Annotated in this window: 32 protein-coding genes and 1 tRNA gene; 30 read left to right on the plus strand and 3 right to left on the minus strand. The window is 27.8% G+C overall.

The window, feature by feature from the left end; all coding sequences use genetic code 11:
* Nucleotides 1–280 precede the first annotated feature (280 nt).
* The 4 genes from CHL78_RS00765 (at nt 281) to CHL78_RS00780 (ending at nt 4,812) form a co-directional block, all read left to right on the plus strand.
* Entirely contained in the window at nt 281–919 is a 639-nt protein-coding gene (locus CHL78_RS00765; RefSeq protein ID WP_094369293.1) for a helix-turn-helix transcriptional regulator, read from the plus strand.
* Between the two features lie 10 nt (nt 920–929).
* The gene (locus CHL78_RS00770) at nt 930–1,766 is read left to right on the plus strand and encodes a pyruvate, water dikinase regulatory protein (RefSeq protein WP_094369294.1); all 837 of its coding nucleotides are present in this window, start codon (nt 930–932) and stop codon (nt 1,764–1,766) included.
* Between the two features lie 60 nt (nt 1,767–1,826).
* Nucleotides 1,827–4,454 carry a pyruvate, phosphate dikinase gene (gene ppdK, locus CHL78_RS00775; protein WP_094369295.1) on the plus strand — a complete coding sequence of 876 codons (2,628 nt, stop codon included), beginning with the start codon at nt 1,827–1,829 and terminating at the stop codon, nt 4,452–4,454.
* Between the two features lie 109 nt (nt 4,455–4,563).
* Nucleotides 4,564–4,812: a zinc ribbon domain-containing protein gene (locus CHL78_RS00780; RefSeq protein WP_094369296.1), complete on the plus strand. Its 249-nt coding sequence runs from the start codon at nt 4,564–4,566 to the stop codon at nt 4,810–4,812.
* Between the two features lie 210 nt (nt 4,813–5,022).
* On the opposite strand, the gene CHL78_RS00785 is transcribed toward CHL78_RS00780, so the two are convergent.
* The gene (locus CHL78_RS00785; RefSeq protein ID WP_094369297.1) at nt 5,023–7,218 is read right to left on the minus strand and encodes a type IA DNA topoisomerase; all 2,196 of its coding nucleotides are present in this window, start codon (nt 7,216–7,218) and stop codon (nt 5,023–5,025) included.
* 64 nt (nt 7,219–7,282) lie between these two features.
* A complete protein-coding gene (locus CHL78_RS00790; protein WP_094369298.1) occupies nt 7,283–7,939 on the minus strand; it encodes a hypothetical protein in 657 nt (218 codons plus the stop codon).
* Between the two features lie 94 nt (nt 7,940–8,033).
* Here CHL78_RS00790 and dut point away from each other — a divergent pair, with 94 nt between their 5' ends.
* The gene (gene dut, locus CHL78_RS00795; RefSeq protein ID WP_094369299.1) at nt 8,034–8,465 is read left to right on the plus strand and encodes a dUTP diphosphatase; all 432 of its coding nucleotides are present in this window, start codon (nt 8,034–8,036) and stop codon (nt 8,463–8,465) included.
* 183 nt (nt 8,466–8,648) lie between these two features.
* Complete coding sequence (locus tag CHL78_RS00800) at nt 8,649–9,056, plus strand: hypothetical protein (RefSeq protein WP_094369300.1); 408 nt, start codon at nt 8,649–8,651, stop codon at nt 9,054–9,056.
* A gap of 365 nt (nt 9,057–9,421) precedes the next feature.
* Here the strand turns inward: CHL78_RS00800 and CHL78_RS00805 are convergent, their stop codons facing one another.
* Entirely contained in the window at nt 9,422–9,679 is a 258-nt protein-coding gene (locus tag CHL78_RS00805; protein WP_330408559.1) for a manganese catalase family protein, read from the minus strand.
* 576 nt (nt 9,680–10,255) lie between these two features.
* On the opposite strand from CHL78_RS00805, the gene CHL78_RS00810 reads away from it, so the two are divergent.
* The 24 genes from CHL78_RS00810 (at nt 10,256) to CHL78_RS00905 (ending at nt 24,490) form a co-directional block, all read left to right on the plus strand.
* A complete protein-coding gene (locus CHL78_RS00810) occupies nt 10,256–10,498 on the plus strand; it encodes a hypothetical protein (protein WP_094368491.1) in 243 nt (80 codons plus the stop codon).
* 58 nt (nt 10,499–10,556) lie between these two features.
* On the plus strand, nt 10,557–10,709 hold the full coding sequence (locus tag CHL78_RS20605) for a hypothetical protein (RefSeq protein ID WP_158540602.1): 153 nt from the start codon (nt 10,557–10,559) through the stop codon (nt 10,707–10,709).
* Nucleotides 10,687–11,169 (plus strand): hypothetical protein, encoded by a 483-nt coding sequence (locus CHL78_RS00815; RefSeq protein WP_094368492.1) that lies wholly within the window; start codon nt 10,687–10,689, stop codon nt 11,167–11,169. Before CHL78_RS20605 ends, CHL78_RS00815 begins: the two co-directional genes overlap by 23 nt.
* A gap of 95 nt (nt 11,170–11,264) precedes the next feature.
* Nucleotides 11,265–11,438: a ribbon-helix-helix domain-containing protein gene (locus CHL78_RS00820; RefSeq protein ID WP_094368493.1), complete on the plus strand. Its 174-nt coding sequence runs from the start codon at nt 11,265–11,267 to the stop codon at nt 11,436–11,438.
* Between the two features lie 46 nt (nt 11,439–11,484).
* Nucleotides 11,485–12,591 (plus strand): type I restriction endonuclease, encoded by a 1,107-nt coding sequence (locus tag CHL78_RS00825; RefSeq protein ID WP_094368494.1) that lies wholly within the window; start codon nt 11,485–11,487, stop codon nt 12,589–12,591.
* 275 nt (nt 12,592–12,866) lie between these two features.
* Nucleotides 12,867–13,013, plus strand: coding sequence for a hypothetical protein (locus CHL78_RS20610; protein ID WP_158540603.1), 147 nt, complete (start codon nt 12,867–12,869; stop codon nt 13,011–13,013).
* Nucleotide 13,014: 1 nt separating this feature from the next.
* Nucleotides 13,015–13,305: a hypothetical protein gene (locus CHL78_RS00830; protein ID WP_094368495.1), complete on the plus strand. Its 291-nt coding sequence runs from the start codon at nt 13,015–13,017 to the stop codon at nt 13,303–13,305.
* 105 nt (nt 13,306–13,410) lie between these two features.
* On the plus strand, nt 13,411–13,566 hold the full coding sequence (locus CHL78_RS20615; protein WP_158540604.1) for a hypothetical protein: 156 nt from the start codon (nt 13,411–13,413) through the stop codon (nt 13,564–13,566).
* Nucleotides 13,567–13,736: 170 nt separating this feature from the next.
* Nucleotides 13,737–13,934 (plus strand): helix-turn-helix domain-containing protein, encoded by a 198-nt coding sequence (locus CHL78_RS00835; protein ID WP_094368496.1) that lies wholly within the window; start codon nt 13,737–13,739, stop codon nt 13,932–13,934.
* 101 nt (nt 13,935–14,035) lie between these two features.
* Complete coding sequence (locus tag CHL78_RS00840) at nt 14,036–14,269, plus strand: hypothetical protein (RefSeq protein WP_094368497.1); 234 nt, start codon at nt 14,036–14,038, stop codon at nt 14,267–14,269.
* A gap of 15 nt (nt 14,270–14,284) precedes the next feature.
* Complete coding sequence (locus tag CHL78_RS00845) at nt 14,285–14,704, plus strand: hypothetical protein (protein WP_094368498.1); 420 nt, start codon at nt 14,285–14,287, stop codon at nt 14,702–14,704.
* 276 nt (nt 14,705–14,980) lie between these two features.
* The gene (locus tag CHL78_RS00850) at nt 14,981–16,084 is read left to right on the plus strand and encodes a hypothetical protein (protein WP_094368499.1); all 1,104 of its coding nucleotides are present in this window, start codon (nt 14,981–14,983) and stop codon (nt 16,082–16,084) included.
* 883 nt (nt 16,085–16,967) lie between these two features.
* Nucleotides 16,968–17,040: transfer RNA gene (locus CHL78_RS20620), tRNA-OTHER, on the plus strand.
* 25 nt (nt 17,041–17,065) lie between these two features.
* Nucleotides 17,066–17,536 carry an HNH endonuclease gene (locus CHL78_RS00855; protein WP_094368464.1) on the plus strand — a complete coding sequence of 157 codons (471 nt, stop codon included), beginning with the start codon at nt 17,066–17,068 and terminating at the stop codon, nt 17,534–17,536.
* Nucleotides 17,537–17,664: 128 nt separating this feature from the next.
* Nucleotides 17,665–18,159 carry a phage terminase small subunit P27 family gene (locus tag CHL78_RS00860; protein ID WP_094368465.1) on the plus strand — a complete coding sequence of 165 codons (495 nt, stop codon included), beginning with the start codon at nt 17,665–17,667 and terminating at the stop codon, nt 18,157–18,159.
* 3 nt (nt 18,160–18,162) lie between these two features.
* Nucleotides 18,163–19,827 carry a terminase large subunit gene (locus CHL78_RS00865; RefSeq protein WP_094368466.1) on the plus strand — a complete coding sequence of 555 codons (1,665 nt, stop codon included), beginning with the start codon at nt 18,163–18,165 and terminating at the stop codon, nt 19,825–19,827.
* 97 nt (nt 19,828–19,924) lie between these two features.
* Nucleotides 19,925–21,151: a phage portal protein gene (locus CHL78_RS00870; protein ID WP_094368467.1), complete on the plus strand. Its 1,227-nt coding sequence runs from the start codon at nt 19,925–19,927 to the stop codon at nt 21,149–21,151.
* A 90-nt stretch (nt 21,152–21,241) separates the two neighbouring features.
* Nucleotides 21,242–22,279 carry a phage major capsid protein gene (locus CHL78_RS00875; protein WP_094368468.1) on the plus strand — a complete coding sequence of 346 codons (1,038 nt, stop codon included), beginning with the start codon at nt 21,242–21,244 and terminating at the stop codon, nt 22,277–22,279.
* Nucleotides 22,280–22,346: 67 nt separating this feature from the next.
* Entirely contained in the window at nt 22,347–22,529 is a 183-nt protein-coding gene (locus CHL78_RS00880) for a hypothetical protein (protein ID WP_094368469.1), read from the plus strand.
* On the plus strand, nt 22,522–22,815 hold the full coding sequence (locus CHL78_RS00885; protein WP_094368470.1) for a head-tail connector protein: 294 nt from the start codon (nt 22,522–22,524) through the stop codon (nt 22,813–22,815). Before CHL78_RS00880 ends, CHL78_RS00885 begins: the two co-directional genes overlap by 8 nt.
* A gap of 7 nt (nt 22,816–22,822) precedes the next feature.
* On the plus strand, nt 22,823–23,140 hold the full coding sequence (locus CHL78_RS00890; RefSeq protein ID WP_094368471.1) for a phage head completion protein: 318 nt from the start codon (nt 22,823–22,825) through the stop codon (nt 23,138–23,140).
* A 2-nt stretch (nt 23,141–23,142) separates the two neighbouring features.
* A complete protein-coding gene (locus tag CHL78_RS00895; RefSeq protein ID WP_094368472.1) occupies nt 23,143–23,523 on the plus strand; it encodes an HK97-gp10 family putative phage morphogenesis protein in 381 nt (126 codons plus the stop codon).
* A gap of 2 nt (nt 23,524–23,525) precedes the next feature.
* On the plus strand, nt 23,526–23,849 hold the full coding sequence (locus CHL78_RS00900; protein ID WP_094368473.1) for a hypothetical protein: 324 nt from the start codon (nt 23,526–23,528) through the stop codon (nt 23,847–23,849).
* Nucleotides 23,850–23,902: 53 nt separating this feature from the next.
* Nucleotides 23,903–24,490, plus strand: coding sequence for a major tail protein (locus tag CHL78_RS00905; RefSeq protein ID WP_094368474.1), 588 nt, complete (start codon nt 23,903–23,905; stop codon nt 24,488–24,490).
* The last annotated feature ends 34 nt before the right edge of the window (nt 24,491–24,524 follow it).

Genomic DNA, 24,524 nt, shown 5'->3' on the forward strand with positions numbered 1-24,524 from the left:
TACAATCATTTTTATTTTGTAGTAAAAAATAAAAAATAATGTAAAATATATTAAATATATGGAATTATATATTATAATATTAAGGTAATATAAATATTTAAATGTATTACTATGATAAATAGACCCCATTAATATACACTATATATCTTAATAATATGTATAAATAAGTAAAAAACATCGCATTTGTATGAAAAAATATGTTTACAGAGTACCATAAATACTTATATAATATATAATATAAGTGTGGTATTACTTGAAAAGTATAGCACAATGAAAGTAGGTGATTATTATTCAACTTAACCAAAGACAATTGAAAATAATTGATATAGTTAAAGAAAATGAGCCGATAACTAGTGAAAGTATTGCTGCAAGTTTAAATGTTACTCGTGCTACACTAAGATCAGACTTGGCTATATTAACTATGACAGGAATATTAGATGCAAGACCAAAGGTTGGATATTTTTACTCAGGAATTAATGAACTTAACCTATTAGGTAATAAGTTAAAAGATAAAAAAGTAGAAGACATAATGGCAATGCCAATATTATTAAAAAAAGATACAAATATATATGAAGTTATAGTTAATATGTTTTTATCTGATGTAGGTAGTATATTTATTATAGATGACAATGAAAACTTATGTGGAATTGTTTCTAGAAAAGATCTACTAAAAGCAACTATAGGTGGTGCAGATATTAATAAAATGCCTATAGGCATGATAATGACTAGGATGCCAAACATAGTAACTATAAACAAAGAAGATGATGTTTTACTAGGTGCTAGAAAAATAATAGAGCACGAGATAGATTCTATGCCAGTAGTAGAAATAGATAAAGAAAATCAAAACTATATGAAGGTTATTGGTAGATTATCAAAAACCAATATAACTAAGCTGTTCTTAGAAATAGCAGACAATTAAGGAGGATTATATGGAGAATTTGATTATTTATGTAATATCAGACTCTGTAGGAGAAACGGCTCAGCAAGTTACAAAGGCTGCCATATCACAGTTTCGTATGAAGGAAGATTACGAAATCAGAAGATTCCCTTATGTTGTAGATAAAGACTTTTTATTAGATATATTAAATAGTGGAAAAAATGAAGAAGCTATAATAGTATACACTTTAGTTGATGAAAAATTATTAAATACAGCAAAAGAATATTGTGATAAGGAAGGATTAAGTCATATTGATTTAATGTCACCTATACTTACTGAAATAGCAAATAAAACAAAATTAAAGCCTAAGAGAGAGCCTGGTATCATAAGAAAACTGGATGAATCTTACTTTAAAAGAGTAGAGGCGATTGAATTTGCAGTAAAATATGATGATGGTAAGGACCCAAGAGGTATATTAAAATCAGATATTGTTTTACTAGGAATCTCAAGAACTTCTAAGACTCCACTTAGTATGTATTTAGCTAACAAAAACATAAAGGTAGCAAATGTACCTTTAGTACCAGAAATACCAATACCAAAGGAAGTATTTGAAATAAATCCTAAAAAGATAATAGGATTAACAAATACTCCAGAAAAACTAAATGCAATAAGACAAGAGAGACTTAAAGCTTTAGGCTTATCAAGCAATGCTAGTTATGCTAATTTAGAAAGAATACTTTCAGAATTAGATTATTCAGAGAAAGTAATGAAAAGAGTAGGATGTCCTGTGATAGACGTATCTAGTAAGGCTATTGAAGAAACAGCTGGGATAATACTAGACATAATGAAAGAAAATGGACTAAAGGTATATAAAGAAAGCGATAAATAAAAACATACAAATGCGATGAAAACTTAACAGTTAAAATAATCTTAATGGGGTGATTATGTAATGGAAAATAAATATGTTTATGATTTTAGTGAAGGAAGTAAAGAAATGAAATCTTTACTTGGAGGTAAAGGAGCTAATTTAGCAGAAATGACTAAAATAGGTTTACCAGTACCTCCAGGATTCACTATTACAACAAAGGCTTGTAATGATTACTATGATAATGGTGAGAGTATAAGAGAAGAGATAATAAAAGAAATAGAATTACAATTAGAAAATCTAGAAAATAATCTAGGAAAAAAACTTGGATGTAATGAAAATCCACTATTAATATCAGTACGTTCTGGTGCAGTATTTTCTATGCCTGGTATGATGGATACAATACTTAATTTAGGTCTTAATGATATTAGTGTAGTAGCTCTTGCAAATGCTACTCAGAATGAAAGGTTTGCATACGATAGCTATAGAAGATTTATACAAATGTTTTCTGATGTAGCTATGGATGTACCGAAATATAAATTTGAAAATATTTTAGATAGAGTAAAAGAGAGTAAAGGGTACAAATTTGATACTGATTTGACAGTAGATGATTTAAAAGAAATAGTAGAAAAGTACCAATCGGTGTATATGAAGGAAGTAAGAAAAAAATTCCCTCAGGAACCGAGAGAGCAACTAATGCTTGCTATAAAAGCTGTATTTAAATCATGGAATAATCCACGTGCAACAGTATATCGTAGATTAAATGATATATCTCATGACCTAGGAACGGCAGTAAATATACAATCAATGGTATTTGGAAATATGGGAGAAACTAGCGGTACAGGAGTGGCATTTACTAGAAATCCATCAACAGGTGAAAATAAATTGTTTGGTGAGTTTTTAATGGATGCTCAAGGTGAAGATGTTGTTGCTGGTATAAGAACACCACAAGATATATCTACACTTAAAGAAGTTATGCCAAGCGCATACGATGAATTTGTGAAAATTACTTCTATACTTGAAGATCATTATAAAGATATGCAAGATATAGAGTTTACTATAGAAAAAGAAAGATTATTTATTTTACAAACTAGAAATGGAAAGAGAACTGCTAAGGCTGCAATCAATATTGCTGTGGATTTAGTAGAAGAAAATATAATAGATGAAAAAGAAGCTATAATGAGAATTGAGCCTAATCAATTAGATCAATTACTACATCCTATATTTGAAAGTAGTGCACTTGAAAGTGCTAAAGTAGTAGCTCAAGGACTGCCAGCATCACCAGGAGCAGGTAGTGGTAAAGTTTATTTCAATGCAGAGGATGTTGTTGAAGCTTCTAGCAAAGGTGAAGATGTAGTATTAGTTAGGCTAGAAACATCACCAGAGGATATAGAAGGGATGATATGCGCTCAAGGTATACTTACTGCAAGAGGTGGTATGACTTCTCACGCAGCAGTTGTGGCTCGTGGTATGGGTAAATGTTGTGTAGCAGGATGTAGTGAGATAAAGGTGGATGAATACAACAAAGAAATTAGGATAGATGATATAGTTATAAAAGAAGGTGACTATATCTCTCTTGATGGCTCAACTGGTTGTGTTTATTTAGGTGAAGTTAAAAAGACTGAAGTTGCTTTAACAGGTAATTTTGAGAAATTAATGAACTGGGTAGATAAATATAAAACTATGATGGTAAGAACTAATGCAGATAACCCGAGAGATGCTAAAGCTGCTATAAAATTTGGTGCAGAAGGTATAGGGTTATGTAGAACAGAGCATATGTTCTTTGATGAAGATAGAATACCAGCTGTTAGAGAGATGATATTAGCTAAAACTTTAGAACAAAGGTTAGTAGCATTAGATAAATTACTTCCTATGCAAAGAGAAGATTTTATAGAAATGTTCAAAGTGATGGATGGAAAAGCAGTAAATATAAGATTATTGGACCCACCACTTCATGAATTCTTACCTCATGATGATGAATCAATAAAAGCACTTGCAAAGACTATGAACATTGAAGTTAATGAGATTAAAAAGAGAATAGTTGATTTATCTGAATTTAACCCGATGTTAGGCCATAGAGGTTGTAGACTTGCAGTAACATATCCTGAAATATGTGAGATGCAAGCTAAAGCAATAATTCAAGGTGCAATAGAAGCTACTAAACAAGGTGCAAAGGTACATCCTGAAATAATGATACCTTTAGTGGGTGAAGTTAAAGAGTTTAAATTAATAAGAGATATGATAAAAGCTACAGTAGATAGAATAATTGAAGAGGAAGATATAGATATTGAATATACAATAGGTACTATGATAGAAATACCTAGAGCATGCTTAACGGCAGATGAGATAGCTTTAGAAGCCGATTTCTTTAGCTTTGGGACAAATGATTTAACTCAAATGGGATTCGGTTACTCAAGAGATGATTCAGGTAAGTTCTTAGGTGAGTATGTAAATAAAGAAATATTAGAAAAAGATCCATTCCAAGTACTAGATCAAAAAGGAATAGGTAAACTTGTAAAGATGGGTGTAGAGCTAGGTAAGTCTGTTAAACCAGAGATAAAGTTAGGAATATGTGGAGAACATGGCGGAGAGCCTTCATCAGTTGAGTTCTGTTATAATATAGGACTAGACTATGTATCTTGTTCACCATATAGAGTACCAATAGCTAGACTTGCAGCAGCGCAAGCTTCTATAAAAAATCCTAGAAACTAAATATTAAAATAAACCTCCTTTATAAAATCGAAGGTATATGAAACTTATTTGAGTTTATATGCATAGATTAATAGAGGAGGTTTTAATTTTATAAAGGGGGGAGTCTATTATGATAAAATGCCCAAGATGTGGAAAAGATGTATCTTCAAGACCTGGTACGATTTGCCCAAGATGTGGGCTAAAGGTATCTGAAGTTACTTCTAAAGCAAGATGTCCTGAGCCTAGTTGTAGAGCTATAGTATCTAAAAAGTTAGAGTATTGTCCAAAATGTGGATGTAAATTAAAAGGATATAACTTCACGGAAATAATTAAAATGGCAAGATGTAAAATAGATGAAACTTTTGATAATAAAGAATAAAGGTTGCTAGTATTAGCAACCTTATTTTAAGCTTATGAAGATTTGAGCAAGCTTAATAAATAATAGAATTGATTCGTACGTAGCACTATTCACTTAGACTAAAGTGATAGTATAACCAAAGTAAGTAAATCGAAATTCTCTATGAAAGGAGTAATATATGAAAAGAATATTTTATTCTAAAATCATAATATGCAACTGCTCTCAATTTTGTTACTTCTCAATTTCCATATCCCAACCAAAATATCCATTATCTTTTTTACTATATTTTAATATAGCATCAAACTTATTTCCTTGTTTTGATGTTAGGGATTTAACTTTAGTTTGACCATTTTTTAATATGCTCTTTACCATAGTTTTATTAGGTTTCTTCTTATAAAATTCTAGATATTTATCATTTTTCCATATTGCAAATTTACATTCTTTGTAATTTTCACATATGTATCCTTTTTCGAATTCAGTAACATCACCTTGGCATATTGGACACTTACCCAATGAATCATTTTTAACATCTGAGGCACTACTTTTTGATGGAGATGCTTTAGATACATTTTTAGAGGTAGATTTAGATGATTCCTTTGTAAACTTCTTAGTCTTAGGGTTATAAACATAGTTTTCAGTGCTAATATTTTTAGGTCTATCATACTGTATTACACCTACATTTTTGACTATAAAGCTCATTATATTAGTTAAATACTCTTTTCTAGTAAACTCTCCTTTTTGAATATCACTTAAACTTTTTTCAAGTTTACCTGTATAATCAACGTCAAATAAGTCTTTAACTGGAAAAATCTCAACTAAGTTTTTACCTAGGTCTGTTATAAAATAAGACTTACCTTTTTTTCCAACATAGCCAACCTGAGAAATCTTTTTAAGTACGTCAGCACGAGTAGCAGATGTACCTATAGAATAGCCTGACAAAACAGCAGTATCATCATCAGAAACATTTTTACCACAGTTTTTCATAGCTTTAAGTAAAGTATCCTCAGTATAAGATTTTGGAGGTGTAGTTTGCTTTGTTAGAGGTTTTATTTCTAACACATCTACAGTATCATTTTTATTTACCATTGGTAGTAAATCATCTTTTTCCTCTTTTTTATAAACCTCTAGATACCCCTTACTCTTAAGCACTTTTCCTTTGGTTAAGAAAATATGATTATCTACATCAGTCTTTATTTCAGTATTTTCATATTCTGCAGGTGGCATAAAGTTTGCGATAAATCTATCTTTTATTGCATTATAAACTATCTGTTCATCAGGAGTAAGAGAATTTGGAATTATATAAGTTGGCATAATAGCACTATGGCTATCTACTTTTGAAGAGTCAAATACTCTTTTAGTTTTTGCAAACTTAATTTTATCTGCATACTCTAATCCCATTTTTAGCTTGTCTAAAGTTTGAGAAGCCTTAGTAGCTAAACTTTCCTCAAGGTATATAGAATCAGTTCTAGGATAAGTAATGTATCCACCCTTACCTTTACCTTCATAAAGGGATTGACATACGTTTAAAACTTTATCTGACGTAAAATTAGAAAACTTAGATGTTATATATCCTTGAAGTGAAGTTAAACTGAAAAGTTTAGGAGCATATTCTTTAGACATAGACACCTTCTTATCAGAAATAGTTCCTGTATTAGAAGTAATGCTATTAATAATGCTGTTTGCTTCTTCAATAGTATCAAATTTATTTTCTTTTCCTTTTATATACTTTCCTTTATACTTACCATTCTCACATTCAAACTGACCTTCTATTTCGTAGTAAGTTTTTGGAACAAAGTTTAGTATCTCCATATCCCTATCGTAGACTAGCTTTACTGTTGGGAGTATTACACGACCAATATTTAATAGTTTTCCATTTCCATATTTTAATGTTGCAACAGATGTGAAGTTTATTCCTATTAGCCAATCTGTAATAAGTCTAGTATATCCTGCAGCTTGAAGGTTTCTCATCTCACTATCGTCTTTTAGGTTTTTTAGACCTCTAGTAATGTCTTCAGGAGTCCATTCATTAACTAAAATCCTTTTTACAGGTTTTCTATTTTTTGCTAATAAAAATACTAAAAATGAGATAAGTTCTCCCTCTCTATCATTATCTGTTGCGTTAATTACATATTCTATGTCATCTCTATTTAGCAGCTTTTTTACAATATCAAACTGCTTCTTTTTTGAAGGATCTACCTTAAATTTAAATTTATCACTCGGGATAAATGGAAAGTTATCCATTTTCCAAGACCCAGAATATTTATCTTTATCATAATCTTTCATATCATATAAAGCGACCAAATGACCAACCGCATAAGTTATAACGTATCCATTGCCCTCAAAATATCCATCTTGTCTAGTCTTTGCACCTAGAAATGATGCTATAGTTTTTGCAACGGATGGCTTTTCCGCTAATATAAGTTTCATATATAGCCTCCTTTCAAAATGCTATTATATATTATCACAAAAAAAGAAAAGACTGCAAGACAGTCTAAAAATTATAATTGAAATTATTATTTTTATTAGTTAAACCTCTTAGATAAAAATCTACTGATTTACCGATTTGAGACTCATCTAGTAATTGTACAAATGATATGTGGTTTACATGGTTAGGATTAGAATGTTTCATATGAAAATTTAATGTAGGGCCAGATATAGTACATGCTGAATCTGATGATATAAAAATTCTTTGAGTATCAGATAATGAAGTGAAAATTTCATAAGTCTTAGATTGGTGTACTAAATAAGACTCACTAATAATATTTTCTAATTTAGGAAAGTCTTTATATATGCTAGATAAATAATTTGATTTTGTTAAATTATCTAAGTCACTACTATATCCGCCTAATATTATATATACATTTTCTGGGGATAAATTTTTAAATGTAAGTATGAGATTTTTTGTGAGTTCACTTATATTAATAGGAAAGTATACATATAGGAGATGCTGATCATCAACGACAATATTAAAATAATCTAATAAATTTGAAATATAAAGAATATCTATATTTGAGTTGTATAAGTCTTTTTTTAGATCACTATAAATTAAATATAAATTACCGTGTAAATTAAAATCATAAAGAACCTCAAGTTTTTGTTTCATCCAAGGAATAGGCGATACCTTTATTGAATGATTTGAATTAATCATAATTATCCTCCTAAAATTATATTTATAAAAACTATATTTATTAAAATATATTGGGTATATAATAGATATATGAAAATAAAAAGGAGATATTAGAATGTATACACTAAAGATAAAAAAACTAAATAAAGAAGCTATATTACCAAACTTTGCTCATAAGGGTGATGCAGGTATGGATTTATACTCAGTGGAAGATGTAGTTATACCTTCTGGAGAATCAAGGCTTATTAAAACAGGTATATCTCTAGAACTACCTAAAATGACAGAAGCTCAAGTAAGACCAAGAAGTGGACTTGCTTTAAAAAATTCAATAACAGTTTTAAACACTCCTGGAACTATAGATGAAGGATATAGGGGTGAAGTTGGAGTGATATTAATCAACCACGGTAAAGAGGATTTTACAGTTACAAAACATATGAAAATTGCTCAGATGGTATTAAAACCAATTTATGAGGTAAATATAGTTGAAGCCAATGAACTTAGTGATAGTGAAAGAGGAATAGGTGGATTTGGATCTACAGGAGTATAAATATGATGGCAGTCTAAAAAGGTTTACTTTTAAGGCTGTCTATTTTTGTAATATCTATTAGATAGTTTTAAAGTAAATTACGGAAGATATTTAGTTAAAAACATGTATAAATTATATGTAGTTATGAAAATAATAATAAATAGGAAATAAAAAAATCAGATATGAACTATAAGGAGTGTTGATATGAGCGTAATAACTGATTTTTATCAATTCAAATATAGTAAAAGTTGTTACTATATAGACTTATTTATTAATAGAAATGCTCTTGTGAGTATAGAAGATGCTTTAGATGAAAGACTTAGCAATTTGCATCTTACCAAAGATTCAGAGTGTGCATATGTTAGGCTTTTAGAACTATTTCAAGATTCCAGAAAATTGAGTAATTCTACCTATGTTGAGCTTAAACTCAATAAATGCTATTTAAATTATATAAAAAATCTATACTATCACTTTATGGATAGGAAAGAATATATACCGCTTAAAGCTTTAAATGATTATGCACAGTTATACTTAATGTCTGACTTAGAAAATGTTTATCGATTTAATATCTTAAATGAGGACATAAAAATAAGAGTATTATCTAACGTATAAATTAAAAACATGGTCAAAATATATTTACAATGAATGGAAATTATTTCTAGAAGATTGCATATAATAAGTTAAATATGAAAGATAGAGATAAAAAAAATCATATTTAAAAAATTAAAGGAGATATAATTATGGAAAATACTTTGGAATTACTATATTTTGACTATGAAGAAGATGTTGATTACGATTATTCACCTGACTACGATATAGAATAAATGAAAGTGAGTATAGATATATAATCATGCAGTGAATATAAAATATTATTTATTGCAAAATAAAATAATAGGGAGATAAAATGTGTTAAGAAAAATAAAACTAAAATAGTAAAGCCCTTACAATATATATTGTAAGAGCTTTATTATTTTTGATTAGAATAGTTTTTGACTTTCTTCAAAATCATATACATCCATTAAAGCTTCTCCAAATCTTTGATAATGTACTATTTCTCTTTCTCCTAAGAATTTTAATACGTCAATAATATCTACATCATCCGTTAAATTAACTAGTTGATAATAAGTTGCTAAAGCTTTTTGTTCAGCAGCCATATCTTCATGTAAATCAGTAACGGGGTTACCCATAACAGCTATAGTAGATGCACTAAAAGGAACACCACTAGCATCACCCAACAATAAATAAAACCATTATTAGGTAAAAACTTAATAGTGGTTATTTTTATTTTACCACGAAAGGGTGTTAGAAGGAAGTGTGTTTGACCAAGATAGCGAATCGAATGGCTCGACAGAGTACAGGTAATGCCGACTAAACACTTGGGTAAGGTTCTAAGATAGGACAAGTCCCAACACCATATAAATATGTCTAGTACCATATTGAAGGGGTGAGAATGGCAACCACGAGCCATAAATAAAAAATAGGTGGGGTAGGAAGTCCAATTTGAGGACAATATCATTTAAAATGTGGCTATGGGGTTGGATATAGCAGATATTAAATTATTAACATAGATATTGTGTGCTTGTACTAGTCCGTAACGTTGTATGGTCGTAACATACCTATCCTAACTGGGATAAAAACAGGAAAGTTACTCACAGCTGTTTGTGGGTAACTATGTCCAAATGGCTAAGCCTTCAAGGATAATCAGTTTAGGTTACTAGAAGTCAATAGGTTTCAATAAAATGTGAAAGTTGGACATAGTTGAGATACTTAATAATAAAATATATAGATAATATACAGATTGGAGATATAGGATGAAAACTAAAAAGACAAGTATGAGTATGACAGGTACAAAAAATGTATTTGAAGAAAGAAAGAAGAAAGGTATTAAACCTATAAAGTGTGTATGTGAGAAATGTTTATACTACAATAGAAAAAGATGTAGATTTGGTAAAACAACGGTCAATAGAAATTACTGTATAAAGTTTACAAAAGTAGAAGGTTATAATGATAATCCAATTAAAATATATAAAAAAAATAAGAAGAAAAATAAATAAAAATAGAAAATACAATAAAGTTTGAAATAAGTAAATATTTATATTGAGAGGTGTACTAATGACAAAGCTTAAAATAGAAAATATGAAAGTTAATATTAGCTATGGGATAAATGAGGTTGATAAAGATAGGTTATGCGATATATTCATAGATATAATAAAAGATTTGCAAAAAGAAGATTTAAAGAAAAATGAAAATAAAATATACAAATAATAAGAATGATAATAGATTATACAGCATCTTTGTAGAGATATTTAAAATAGATTATAGAGAATATGAACCAGATGAAATAGATAAATTGATAATAAAAGATGTAGTAAAACTTATAGATAGAATAACAACAAGTGAGTGTAAAAAGATATTAGGAAAAGTAGGAATAAAGAATTATACTGATTTAAAAGAAAAAGAAGTTAAAACATTATTAAAAGAGCATTTACCAGAAGTAGAACCAGAAATTATATTGTGGATATATAAAGAACATCAAGTTAGATTAGATATGTTTAAATATGAAGTATGTGAAGTATTAAATATAACACAATGGAGATTTGGAAAGATTAAACATAATTTAAAAATCTCTGGAAAACAAGTTGTAAATATTGCAGGTCATCCAAAGACAGTTAATAAATATGATAGAGCATATATATATGAACTTTTGCTATATGAAACGATATAATACACAGGTGAAATTTATGAAAATATTAGTGATTAGTACTTATTGAAATGTCATTAACTTTAATGTATACTTAAAACTATAAAGGAGCTGTACATATGACACAAGAAAGAAAAGAAGTTAGTAGAACAAGATTTAGTACAAGTGTTGATATAAAGCTATTAGAAACTTTAGATGAATTGTCAAAAACAACTAGAATAGCAAAGTCTAAATTGATAGATATAGCTTTAGAAATGTTATTTGAAAAGTATGAGGATGAATTAACAAAATAATAATGGGTGTATTATTAGCAATATACAATTTGGAGGGAATATAATAATGGATTTCGTAGATAAAATTAAACAATTTTCAAAAAGAATAGAAATGATGAAAGATAGTTTAGCAACAGAAGAAGCAACTAAAACGGCTTTAATAATGCCATTCTTTAATTTATTAGATTATGATGTATTTAATCCAATAGAGTTTGTACCAGAATATACAGCAGATATAGGGACTAAAAAGGGTGAAAAAGTAGACTATGCAATAATGAAAGATGGAAAGCCTGTAATATTAATTGAGGCGAAAGGTGTTAATGATGATTTAACAAAACACGACGCACAATTATTTAGATACTTTACAGCAACAGATGCTAAGTTTGCTGTTTTAACAAATGGTATAGTTTATAAATTCTTTACAGATTTAGAAGAAACTAATAAAATGGATGAAAAGCCATTCTTAGAAGTTAATTTATTAGATTTAAATGATACTAAAGTTACTGAATTAAAGAAATTTACAAAGGATAATTTTGATATAGATACTATATTCAATACAGCATCTGAATTAAAATATACAAACCTTATAAAAGCTCAATTAACAGAACAATTAAATAATCCAAGTGATGAATTTGTGAGATTTATAATAGGTGATTTCTTTACAGGAGTAAAAACTTCAAATGTAGTAGAAAAGTTTAGACCGATAGTAAAAAAATCTATGCAACAATTTGTTAATGATTTTATGAATGATAAGATAAAAAGTATATTAAATAATAATTCAGAAGAAGAAACTGTAGAAGTAAATAATATACAAGAAGAAACGGTTGTAGAAGAAGTTGCTGTAGATGTAAATGCAAATGAAGATAATAAGGTAGTAACAACAGAAGAAGAATTAGAAGGATTTAACATAGTTAGAAGTATATTATCAGAAGTGGTTAGTGCAGAAGAAATAAGCTATAAAGATGTTGAAAGATATTTTGGTATATTATATCAAAATAATACTAGAAAATGGGTATGTAGATTATACTTCAATTCAGCAAAAAAGAGTATAACTATAGCTGATGAAAACAAAAAAGAAGTTAGATATTATATAGAAAATATAAGTGATATATATAAATATAAGAATGAATTATTAAGTGCTATAGATAAGTATATAGAAACAGTAAATGCTTAATTTACTTGAAACATATAGAATAATATAGTAAAAAATGTTATTATATCATTGCGAATAAATTTGAATATAAAATTTATTAAATTGTTGTTTTGTTGTTCTTGAATGTGAACGGAAAATATAATCAGAGAATAGAAGGTGAGTAATTGCCTTCTATTTTTTTATGCAAAAATATTTTTATTATTTATTTTACATAAGGTCTAATTTTAGTAAATCATTAAGTATAAGGTTAAATAAGATAATCTTAAATATTAGGTAGCTACAATAGGAGAAAGAGAATGATTAAAGATACATTAATAAGAGCTAGAGTTTCAAAAATAGAAAAAGAAAAGTATATGAAGTTAGCTAATAAAAAAGGTATATCACTATCTGATTTAATAAGAGAAATACTAAATAAAGCATTGCTAGAAAGTAAAGGTAAATAAAATGAATAATAGACAAATATTAAGATATGCACTAGATGGTATTTATAATCAAATAAAAAGACTTGAAAAAGAAGTTAGAATAGTAAATGGTACAATATATCAAATAGATAATGATTTAGTTGTAAAAGGTCGTTATAGAGGTTATACATATATTAGCTTAACTAAGACTAAGAAAGAGCTTACAGAAGGATTAAAAGAGCTTAAGAAAGAGTACAATGAATTAGTATATGATATTAAAGAAAAAAATATTTATATAGTTTATAGAGAATTAGAAGATATAGAGCAGGTGTAAAACTTGTTCTTTTTTTATTGTAAAAAGATGTAATAAAATTAAAAATAGAACTTGAAAATATCACGGTGGCGTGATATAATAAATATATAGAAAGGAGTTGAATAAATGAGTAATAGAAAGAAACACAAAAAAAGAAAGCCCTCTAATAGTAGATTAAAATTGGCACTTTTAATCACTATAGGAGCTATCTTACATAACTTAATCAATCTACTTATCAAGATATTAGAAGTCATAGAGAAGTTAGTTGAAAAGTTACTTTAAAACTAAATCCTAGAAGATATATTCTTCTAGGTGTGTTTCTTAATATTATATCATAAAACTATGAATTATAAACAGATGTTAAGTAAATCAATTAAAGTATTGATAATATTAATCATATTAAATCTAGTACTAGATATAGTGTTAAAGCTAATTTAAAGGTAGGTGATAGTATGAAAAATCCATTTGAGGGATTATATAGTTTTGCAGATGCTACCAAACTATGGAATTTAAAAGATAGTACTTTAAGAAAAGCTGTTGCTACAGGAAAGCTTGTAGAAGGTGTAGATTGTAAAAAATTTGGTGTAGCTTGGATAGTTACACAAGATGCAATGATTAGAGAATATGGAGAGATAAAAGAAAGTAATTAGACAATAAAAAAGAACCATACCCAATAGATTGGAATACAGTTCACTAGACAAGAAATAGTATACCATCTATTGGAATAAAAAACAATAGGAGGACATATAGAATGACATACATAAAGGCGAAGTTAAAAAGGTTTAATAGAGAATTTAACAAGGAGGAAAAACAGGTGATAATACTTGGAAGTTTGGTAACTATATTAGCTACAGTTATGGGATTAGGTATTTTATTAATGATAGCAAAAAAGATATTTGATTTGTATATAGACCTAACAGCACCACATTTTATAAAAGCAATGAATAATATAATTGGGTTCTTTTTTGAAGGCTGGACATTATAATAAATGGAGGAAAAGATGGAAAATACAATAAGAAAAATAAGAGAAGATATAGTGAATAGTTGGGAAGTTAATATAAATGATATTTGTGAAGATTATGATGATGTCATAGATTTAATTGGTGAATATCATATGGAAATAAGTGAATTATATAAAAATTATGATAGATATGTATGTTGTGTAGTAAATCAAGAATATGAAGTGATGGATGAAGAACTTTTAATGAATATTCATAAAGAATATTCATCAAAAGTTAATAAAAAATATAATGTAGATGTTGATATTGACTCAATAGCAATTGAAACATATTTTATAGCAATATTTGATGATGCTATGTATCAATTTATAAACAAAGACAATCAAATTAGTATAGAGCAAATAATGAATGAAATTGATTTTTGGACAAAAGAATTAGATGATTATATGATTGAATATTAATATTCAAAATAGAGCAGGTGTAAAAACCTGCTTTTTATAATTTATAGAATAAATAGATTAAATTATTTAAAAATCAAAGCATTTAAATCAATTTAGAGCCTTTAAAAATACATTCATAATACTAAATATCCTATTTAAATCTTTATAAAAAATAAAATATTAAATTATTTTTACATTCCATAATTTTTTTGCAAATAGTTACTTATAAGGTTAAAAGAACCTTAAAAAATTTAACTATAACGTGGCTACAAAGCTACTAAATAACAAGGAGATTATATGAATATAAGATTAGAATTAAATGTACCATACACAGGAAAAGAATTTTTTGAAGGTGTAATAAATGAACAGCCAGCTAAAAGTCCAAATTCAAAGCAAAGACAAAAAAATCTAGCAAGTGAAATATGTAGTTATTATACAATAGGAAGAGGAAGAGGAATGAAATATATAATAACAGAAATATATTCACAGCGAAAAATTGAATTAAATGGAAAATATGCTGAAAATATGAAAACTGTATTAATATATCTATTACAAAATAATAATAGAAATATTGTCGCACCAAAAAGCATTTTAATGACTAACTGTGGATTTGTAAATAATAAATATTTAGATGCTAAAAGATATAATAAAAAAACAGCAGAAGATAATCAAGTAATGTTATCGAGTACTGTATTGTTTTTAGAGAATGTAGATAATTTAATAGGGCAGGCTGTAAAAAGAAATATAATGTATTTAGTAGATGCAAGTTACATAATATCAAGAATTAAAAAAAGATGTAGATTTACTATAAAAGAAACAAACTTAGATAAGAATGGAAATGTAATATATATAAATGGAAAACCAGATATTCAAACAAGAAATATGTATATGTTAATGAATGAAGAACAAGAAGAATTTACAAGTGGAGCTATAAGGTATGCATTGAATGAATGTGGATTTAATACTCAAAAAGATGTATATAAAGCAGGTAAAAAAGAAAAAGAAATATTTTATAATAAAGTATATGAAAATATACAAAATAGGCTTGTAAATGACTTTACAAAATCGGTAATTGAAAGCAATGATAATTGGATACACAATAATGATAAAATACCAGAAATAAAATTTGATTATTTTTATGAGGTATATGATATAAAGGCAAATGAATATATATATGATTTTAAAATAACTAAAGAAGAATTTACAAATGCTTTAAATAGTATAAATGAAATATCAAAACAATCAATTTTAGATAGTATAAATAATGAAAAAACATTACCTAAAAAAGAAAATGATATATTAAAATTAAATGAACGCTATAAAGAGGATAATACATTGACCAGATTTAATGAAGATGTAGAAATACTTGTTCATAGATTAATAGATATAAATTTAATTTAAAGAATAAATAAGTAATATAATTAACATCCACTTTCTGATATATAGTAATAATAATATATATTTCAGTAAATGGATGTTAATTATTATATAAACATCCTCCGAAAACAGCTTGCTGTTTGAGGAAAGTCACAGCTTTAGCTGTGGCTATTTTTTTATAAAGAATAATAAATTATATAGTGACTCATTGGATTTGCTACGCAAATCCAATTCGTTCTGTTTTTGGATAGATATTCTAATTAATAATAGATTATCATACCTACTAAAATATGATGTTTTATCATATTTATATACAAAAGAATAGTAAGGTTTAAATCTTATTATTCTACTCAATTATATAGAGGACAACTATATGTTCTCTATACTCCTTGTGACCTTTAGGTATTAGTATTGGTGCAAATCCAATAGGTTGCATAATTTTAAAAGAAAGTTTATTTTATTGGGTATGCTCACCCAATTTTGAATTTTTCTCTTTTAAAAATTTCATTAGGTATAGTTATTACTATGCCTACTCCTATGTGGTTTCTAGGTGTTTATGTGATTGCGAATATCATAGACCACAAAACTTTAGTGAAGTTACCAAATTGATGGAAGTGCTGTATTCCATTGAGTTTTATATAGTTCTCAACAAAAACTATATATTTTTTGACACAAGAGGTGTTATAAATGAAATATGATGATTTCAAAAGTATATTAATAAAAGAATTAAATACTTATGATATAAAGATTGATACAAAGATAATAGCGATTATATATAAGGTTGTAGCAAACCTTAAATTTAAATAAAATAAAATGAGAAGGTCGACTCAAATAGGAGAGTCGGACTAATCTATTTTCCTAGAGTTTATGTTGCATAGGTATAGTTTAAGCTATGCCTACTTTCCTTGTGAATATAGTTTAATAGGCAAAACCATAGGCGAGTTAGTCTGGTGATGTGGGTTCGAGTCCTACTATTCGCACAAATAATAAAAGAGGTAGTATATTATGGCATTAATGACACTATGTAAAGATTGTGGTGCTAAGATACCATATAGGACTACAAGATGTAAAGAATGTACCAGCAAGAGAGAAGAACAATTAAAGGATAATACAAAGAGATATAATTCAGATAGATATATAAGAGATAAGGCTAATGAAGATAAGATTAGAATGTTTTATGTATCAAATGAATGGAAGAAGAAAAGACAAGAGATTGTAAGAAGAGATAGCAATCATTGTATCATATGTAAAGCATTATGTAGATATGAACCAAGCAATGATGTGCATCATATAGTTCCTTTGTTAAAAGACTTTAGTAAGAGATTAGATAATGATAATCTAATTAGCTTATGTTCTTATCATCATAAGCAAGTACATTTAAATAATATTGATAATAAAAATAAATTAAATAAATATATAAATCAATTAATTAATAGTGATAAGTTTGTAAAAAAATTATTAAAAATTGAAAATTAATTTTCAAAAATTGGGTGGGGATAGTTTGATTTTCATTTTTAGGAAGAGAAGATTTCCCTAGAGATGGAGATTACGTTAAAAAATATTTGCCCCAATCAAGTTTTAGTCGAAGGTGGTGAAAGTAATAAATGGCTAAACCTAGAGTTCCTATGGAACTACAAAGTAAAAAAGTTTCTAAAGAAGAACGTGAACGAAGAATACAAGCAGAAAATGAACTAGTTGGTGATAGAAGTTTATTATCTACACCACCAGAGCATTTAAGAGAACCAGAGAAAGAAATATATCTGGAACTAGTAAAACCATTATTACATATTAAAGCATTAGCAAATGCAGATAGAGAAATAATAGCTATTTGTGCAAATGCAAAATATAGAATGCTACAAGCTAATGAATTAATAGAGCAATATGGATTACTAGTAAATAAAGAAAATACTAAAACACATCAAGTGGAATTAGTAGAAAATCCAGCTATAAAAACATTTAAAACCTATGAAGGAATATTTAATAGAAATATGACAGCAATAGGAATGTCAGCAAGTGCAAGAAGTAAATTCGCAGCGAATGTTGATAATGAACAAAAAGAAAACAAACTTAATAACCTTCTAAGTGGATTAAGAGGTTAAAAGATGTTTGATAATAGAGTTTATGAAACAACAGCATATAAATATTGTAAAAGAGTTGCTACAGGTAAAGTACCAAGTAATAAGTGGATGATATTATTTGCTAATAAGTTCATAAAAGATATTGAAAGAAGTAAGGATGAAGATTTTCCTTACTTTTTTGACGTAGAAAAAGCCTTTTTTATAGAAGAATTTATATATCAACTTAAGTATACAGAAGGTCTTAAAGTTGGTGAAAATATAGTTCTTGCATCCTTTCAATCAAATATAGTGCAAAATGCATTTTGTTGGAGGTTGAAGGAAGATAAAAGTATTTATAGATATAGAGAAGTAATAGTATACCTACCAAGAAAGCAAGGTAAATCATATATCATATCTTTACTAGGTCTAATAGGAATGATGCTAGAACAAAATGCACAGGTTTACAATGGAGCATCTAAACTAGCACAGGCACAAATATTAGTTAATATGGCTATAAATCTAGTTAAATCTAATCCAGAACTAGCAGAACATTTTAAAATATATAAGAAGTATTTAGAATTTGATGGTTCTATATTCAATGCTGTATCATCTAATGCAATATCACAAGATGGTATAAATCCATCTACAATAATGTTAGATGAAAGTATGGTAGTTGATAGAGCTTTAAGAGATAGTTTAACAAGTGGGTTCTTAATGCGTAAAAATTACCAGACCTTTATGATAAGTACTGAATATGATGTTCAGCACGAAGATAATTGGTTTGTGGAAATGCTAGACTATGGAAAGAAAGTGCTAGAAGGTACATTTGAGGATGAAAGAATACTACCTATTATGTATTGTCTGGATAATCCAGAAGAAATCCATAATCAAGACTTATGGATAAAGGCGTGTCCGATATTAGAAGAAATACCAGCAAAACCTATAGAAAATGAATATAAAAAGGCTTTAGAAAATCCTAAGATTATGAAAAATCTACTAATAAAGCAATTCAATGTACCACAGATAACTAGTGAGGATAATTCATATTTAATTATGGATAAGTGGAAAGCATTAGGCGTAGATAAGATTGATTTTGAAGGAAAAGAAGTACACATAGGTGTCGATTTATCTCTTACAACAGATATTTCAGCTGTATCTATGATGTATAAAGAGGATGGAAAATACTTTATAAAATCAGTAGGCTTTATACCAGAAGAAAGTTTGATAGGTAGGCGTGAAAAGTTCGATTATAAACTTTCAGCATCTAAAGGTGAATTATTCATAAGAGAAGGTATGATAGTTGATTATGATTTTATAGAAGATTATATAAGAAATATAGAAAAAGAATACAAATGCAAAATAAAAAGCATAAATTTTGACCCATATAATGCTGTAAATATGATGTTAAGTTTATCCAATGACTATGATGTAGTTGAGATAAGACAAAGTATGACTAATCTAAGTTCACCAACAAAAGAGCTTAGAAATGAAGTTTATTTAGGAAATATTGTTTATGAAAAGTCTATGTTATTTGATTGGTGTGTATCTAATGCAATAACAAGAATAGATAAATCAGAAAATGAAATGCTGGATAAATCTAAATCTAAAAACAGGATAGATTTATTGGTAGCAACAGTATTTGCTTTTAAATCAGCATATGAAGTTGAAGAAAAACCGAAGTTTAGTATTGATGATATATTTATGATTTAATACTGAAAATTCAAGCCTTTAAATTGGATTTTAAAGGTGTTTAAAAAATACTCATAAGGTATTTATACCTTTAAAAATTTGATAGAAAGGAGAAAATATGGGATTATTTAATAAATTTAAAAATACACCAGAACCAGCATCTAATCAAGATACAGGAAATGTTTTAGATATTCAATTTAATGGATTTTCTAAAACTAATAAAGATGTAGCTATGAAATTAAGTGCGTTATATTGTGGTGTAAATCTTATATCTGAAACAATAGCATCATTGCCAATATATAAATATAAAATAGCAGAAGATGGTTCTAAAGTAAGATGCAAAGAAAAGATAAACTATTTACTGAATAGAAGTGCTAATGGATTTATATCTTCATTTGATATGAAAGATGCAATTATAAAATCAGCAATACTAGAAGGTAATGGTTTTATATTGATAATAAGAAATTCAAAGTTTGAAATTGAAAAATTAGTTCCTTTGAAGAAATCGGAAGTTCAATTAAGAAAAGTAAATGGAACTGATGAATACATCTATTATATATCTAAAGAAGGATATGCAGGAACTTATCAATACTATGAAGTTTTAAATTTAGTTACTAATAGTGAAGATGGAATAAATGGTAAAGGCATACTTGAATTTGGGAGGGAAACTTTAGGATTAGCTGGTGCTCAAAATTCATTTATGGGTGCTACGGTAACTAATGGCTCATTCACTAAAGGTTTGATACACACACCTTCTAATTTATCACCAGAACAAAGAGAAGGATTATCACAAAAAATACAATCATTCTTTGGAGGGGGAAATTCTGGAAGAGTTTTAGTATTACCAGAGGATTTAAAATATAGCAATATATCATTAAGTCCAGCTGATGTAGAATTATTAAACCATCAAGAGTTTAATATATCAGAAATAGCAAGGCTATTAAAGATAAGTCCACATATGATTGGTTCAAATGAAAAATCTGGGAACTATGGAAACCTAGAGCAATCAAACTTACAGTTTCTACAATATACATTATTACCATACTTAAGAAGGATTGAAGAGTTATTTAATATTCAATTACTTACAGAAGAAGAAAAAGAAGATGGTGATACATTCTTTGAATTTAATATAGATAATCTATTGAGAACTAATAAGAAAGATGAAATAGAATATTACGCTAAAGCAATAGATTGTGGAGTTATGACTTTAAATGAAGTTAGAACTAAATTAAATATGAATAAAGAAGAAGGATTAGATATATTTACATTATCTAAATTTAATTCAATAGTTAAAGAAGGACAAGTAGTTAATACCATCATCAATCAAACTGTTGGAGAGAATTAATTAAATTAAATAAGAATTATAAAAAGTCAGTAGCAGAAAGCTAGTGGCTATTTTTGTTGTGAAAAAAACTTATGAAAGGAACAAAAGTCAATGAAAGCACTTATAGAAAAAAGAGCCAGATTGATGGCAGAGCTTGATGGATGTCTTGATGAAACAAGAAGTTTATCAAAAGAAGAACTAGATGCAATGAATGTAAAGGTTCAAGAAGTTAAAGAATTAGATGCTCAAATAGAGCAAGCAAAAGAAATAAGAAATTTAAAAAATACAAAAGAAACGAAAGTAGAGGAAACAAGTATGGAATTAAGAGAAATGTTATTAGAAGGTAAAGAAGTAGAAGTAAGAGATATGACTAAATCAAATGTAAAAGGTGAAAAAGTACAAAATGGAGCTTTAGTAACTGATAGAGCAAAAGAATTAGGATTAAAAGATTTTGCGAGAATAGAAAAGTTTAATGGTAATTCAATAGTACCTGTGCAAAAATCTAAAATGGGTAAATTAGTTAAGGCTAGTGAATTAGCAGAAATAGCTAAGAAGGATGTTCTAGTTGAACAAGTGGATTTACGTCCAGAAAAGCACGCTTTATTAACTGTAGTATCAGAAGAGTTAATGAATGATGCATCATATGATGTAGAAGGATTAATAAAAGAAGAAGGAAACCAAGCTATAGATGAAACTATAGAAGGTATGATAGCAGATACATTAAACAAAGCTACAGAAGTAGTTACAGTTACACCTAAAGCAGAAGGTGTAATAGCTTTAGAAGATGTTACAAATTTATACTTTGGATTAAATGCTAAGTATAGAAAGAATGCAATATTCGTTGTAAATGACACACATTTAAAAGCCTTAGCTGGATTAGTTGGAACAGATGGACATCCTATACTAGTTAGAGATTTAGTAAATGGAATGCAATTTAAATTAATGGGTAGACCTGTAGTGTTATGTGAAGATATAACAGATATGATGTTTACAGACTTAGAAAAGGCTGTAGTAGCTGGTGTTGGTACTAACGCACAAGTTAAGAGAAGTGATGATGCATTCTTCACAACAGCTGGAATAGCTTTCAGAACTACAATAGCTTTAGATGTAAAGGCTTGTATAACACAAGCAATAGCTAAAATAGCTTAGTATTTCCTAGTTGAAAGAACCGTATCAAATAGGTACGGTTCTAATTATATTTATTTGAGGTGATAAAATGAAATATGAAGTAATAACATCACCTTTTTACTGTACAGCATTACAAATAGCATTCATCAAAGGTCAGATAGTAGAAATAAAGAATACTAAAAGAGCTGGTGAACTAGTAGATGCTGGATTGTTAGCTGTAGTAGATAAAAAGAAATCTACTAGAAAGAAAAAGGTGAATAAAGATGTATAGTATTAAAGATATAGATTTAGACTTTATGAAAAATTATCTTAGAATTGAATTAGAATTTACAGATGATGATATAGAAATAGAAATGTTTATGATGGTGGCAAAAGAATATTTAATGCAAGTATGTGGACTTACAGAACAAGAATATTTACAAGCAAAAACGCTAGTACCAGCATTATTAATTTTAGTATCTGAAATGTATGAGTATAGAAGTGCTATGGTTCAAACAAATACCAAAGCGAACCCATTGATACAAAGATATATTAATAGTTCGAGAAAGTTCCTTTAGGTGAGTTATGTTTAATATAGGTGAACTAAAGGAAGTATTAGAAGTTTATAGTGAGATAAAAACCACAGATAAAATCACAGGAATGACAGTTAGAGAACTTAAAAAACTATATCGCTTAAGATGTAAAAAGGAAATTCAAAGTTCTAAGGAATATATTAGTGCTAATAAAGATACTGAAAGCCAAACAATAAAATTTTTATTATTTAGTAGAAGAAATATAGTTTTAGAAAATATAGTTGTATATAAAGATGAACAATATAATATAAAACACGTTTATCCATATGGTAATGGATGGCAAGAAATAATGTGTGAGATTAGAAGATAGTTATGAGTTTACAATTTGATATATCGCAACTAACTAAGAAACTATCAGAACTAGAGAATAAAGTTAAAAAAGATGTAGCTAAGAAAGCATTATTAGAAGGTGTTGAACCAATGGAAAATGCTTTAAAGGATGCATCACCTGTAGATACAGGAGAACTAAGAGCTAATATAAAAAGTGCTAATAAAATAAAGATGAAAAAAGGCAAAACTACTATTGATGTAGGAGTAACAGGAGATAATCGAAAGATTGTAGAGCGTGCTTATTATAATCATTATGGTAGTAGGTCAAGAGCTGGTACATATTTTATAGATGATGGATTTAAAATAGGTATTAAACCAGCACAAGAAAAAATAAAAGAAGTATTAATAAAGGAGTTAAAATAATTATGATTAACTCAAAGATAATAGAAACATTACAACCATTAAACATTCCTATACATTGGATGGAGTATAGTGGTGATAATGAGGAATATTTAATATTCCAAACTAATAATCAAGATGATATAAATTATTCTGATGATATAGCATCAAATGAAAATATAGAAATTGGTTTAATATATTGGTTTAAATCACCAGCTGGAGCATCTAAAATAGATGAAATAAAAAGGTTGATGAAAGAAGAAAAGTTTATAAAGCTAAATGAAAGAGATATGAAATCAGATGATTTTTATGGAAGGTCATTTAGATATAGATTAGTAAAAGACTTATAAATGTAGGTCTTATTTTTATGCGAAAAATTATAGAAAAAAAGAGGTAAAAGAATATGGCTAAGGTCGGACAAATAGGTTTATCAGATTTAAGATTAGGAAAAAGAGAAACGGATGGAACAATAGTTTCAGATAGTACTGTAAAAGTAGATGGATTAGTTACAGCAGAAGTTGAAATAGATATGTTTTCAGAGTCATTTTATGCAGATGACATAATTTGTGATGTGGTTCAAGGTTTTTCTAGTGGAACGGTAACTGTTGAATTATTAGGTTTATCATTAGATGAATATGCACTAGTGACAGGACACGAAGTAGTAAAAGGTGTTGTAGTAGATAACGTAAATACAGTAGCACCAATATTAGGTATGACATTTAAGAGTCAAAAATCTAATGGTAGATACAGATTAGTATCTATACCAAGAGTAAAAGGTACTGTAAAAGGTGAGAGTTTCCAAACTAAAGAAGATGGTGTAGAAATAGCAAATGTTGAAATAGAGTTCGCTATAATACCATTAGAAAATGGAACTTGGAGAGTTAGAGCAGATGAAGATGCAACAGGTGTAGATGCTACATTTATGAACTCATTCTTAACTACATTCCCTACAGATGCACCAAGTGCAAGTGCTTTAAAAGCATCTAAGTAATTAAGAAAAAAGTGACTAATTTAAATCGTTTTTA

Origin of the sequence: Romboutsia weinsteinii, from assembly GCF_002250835.2 — a bacterium.
Classification (GTDB): Bacteria; Bacillota; Clostridia; order Peptostreptococcales; family Peptostreptococcaceae; genus Romboutsia_A; species Romboutsia_A weinsteinii.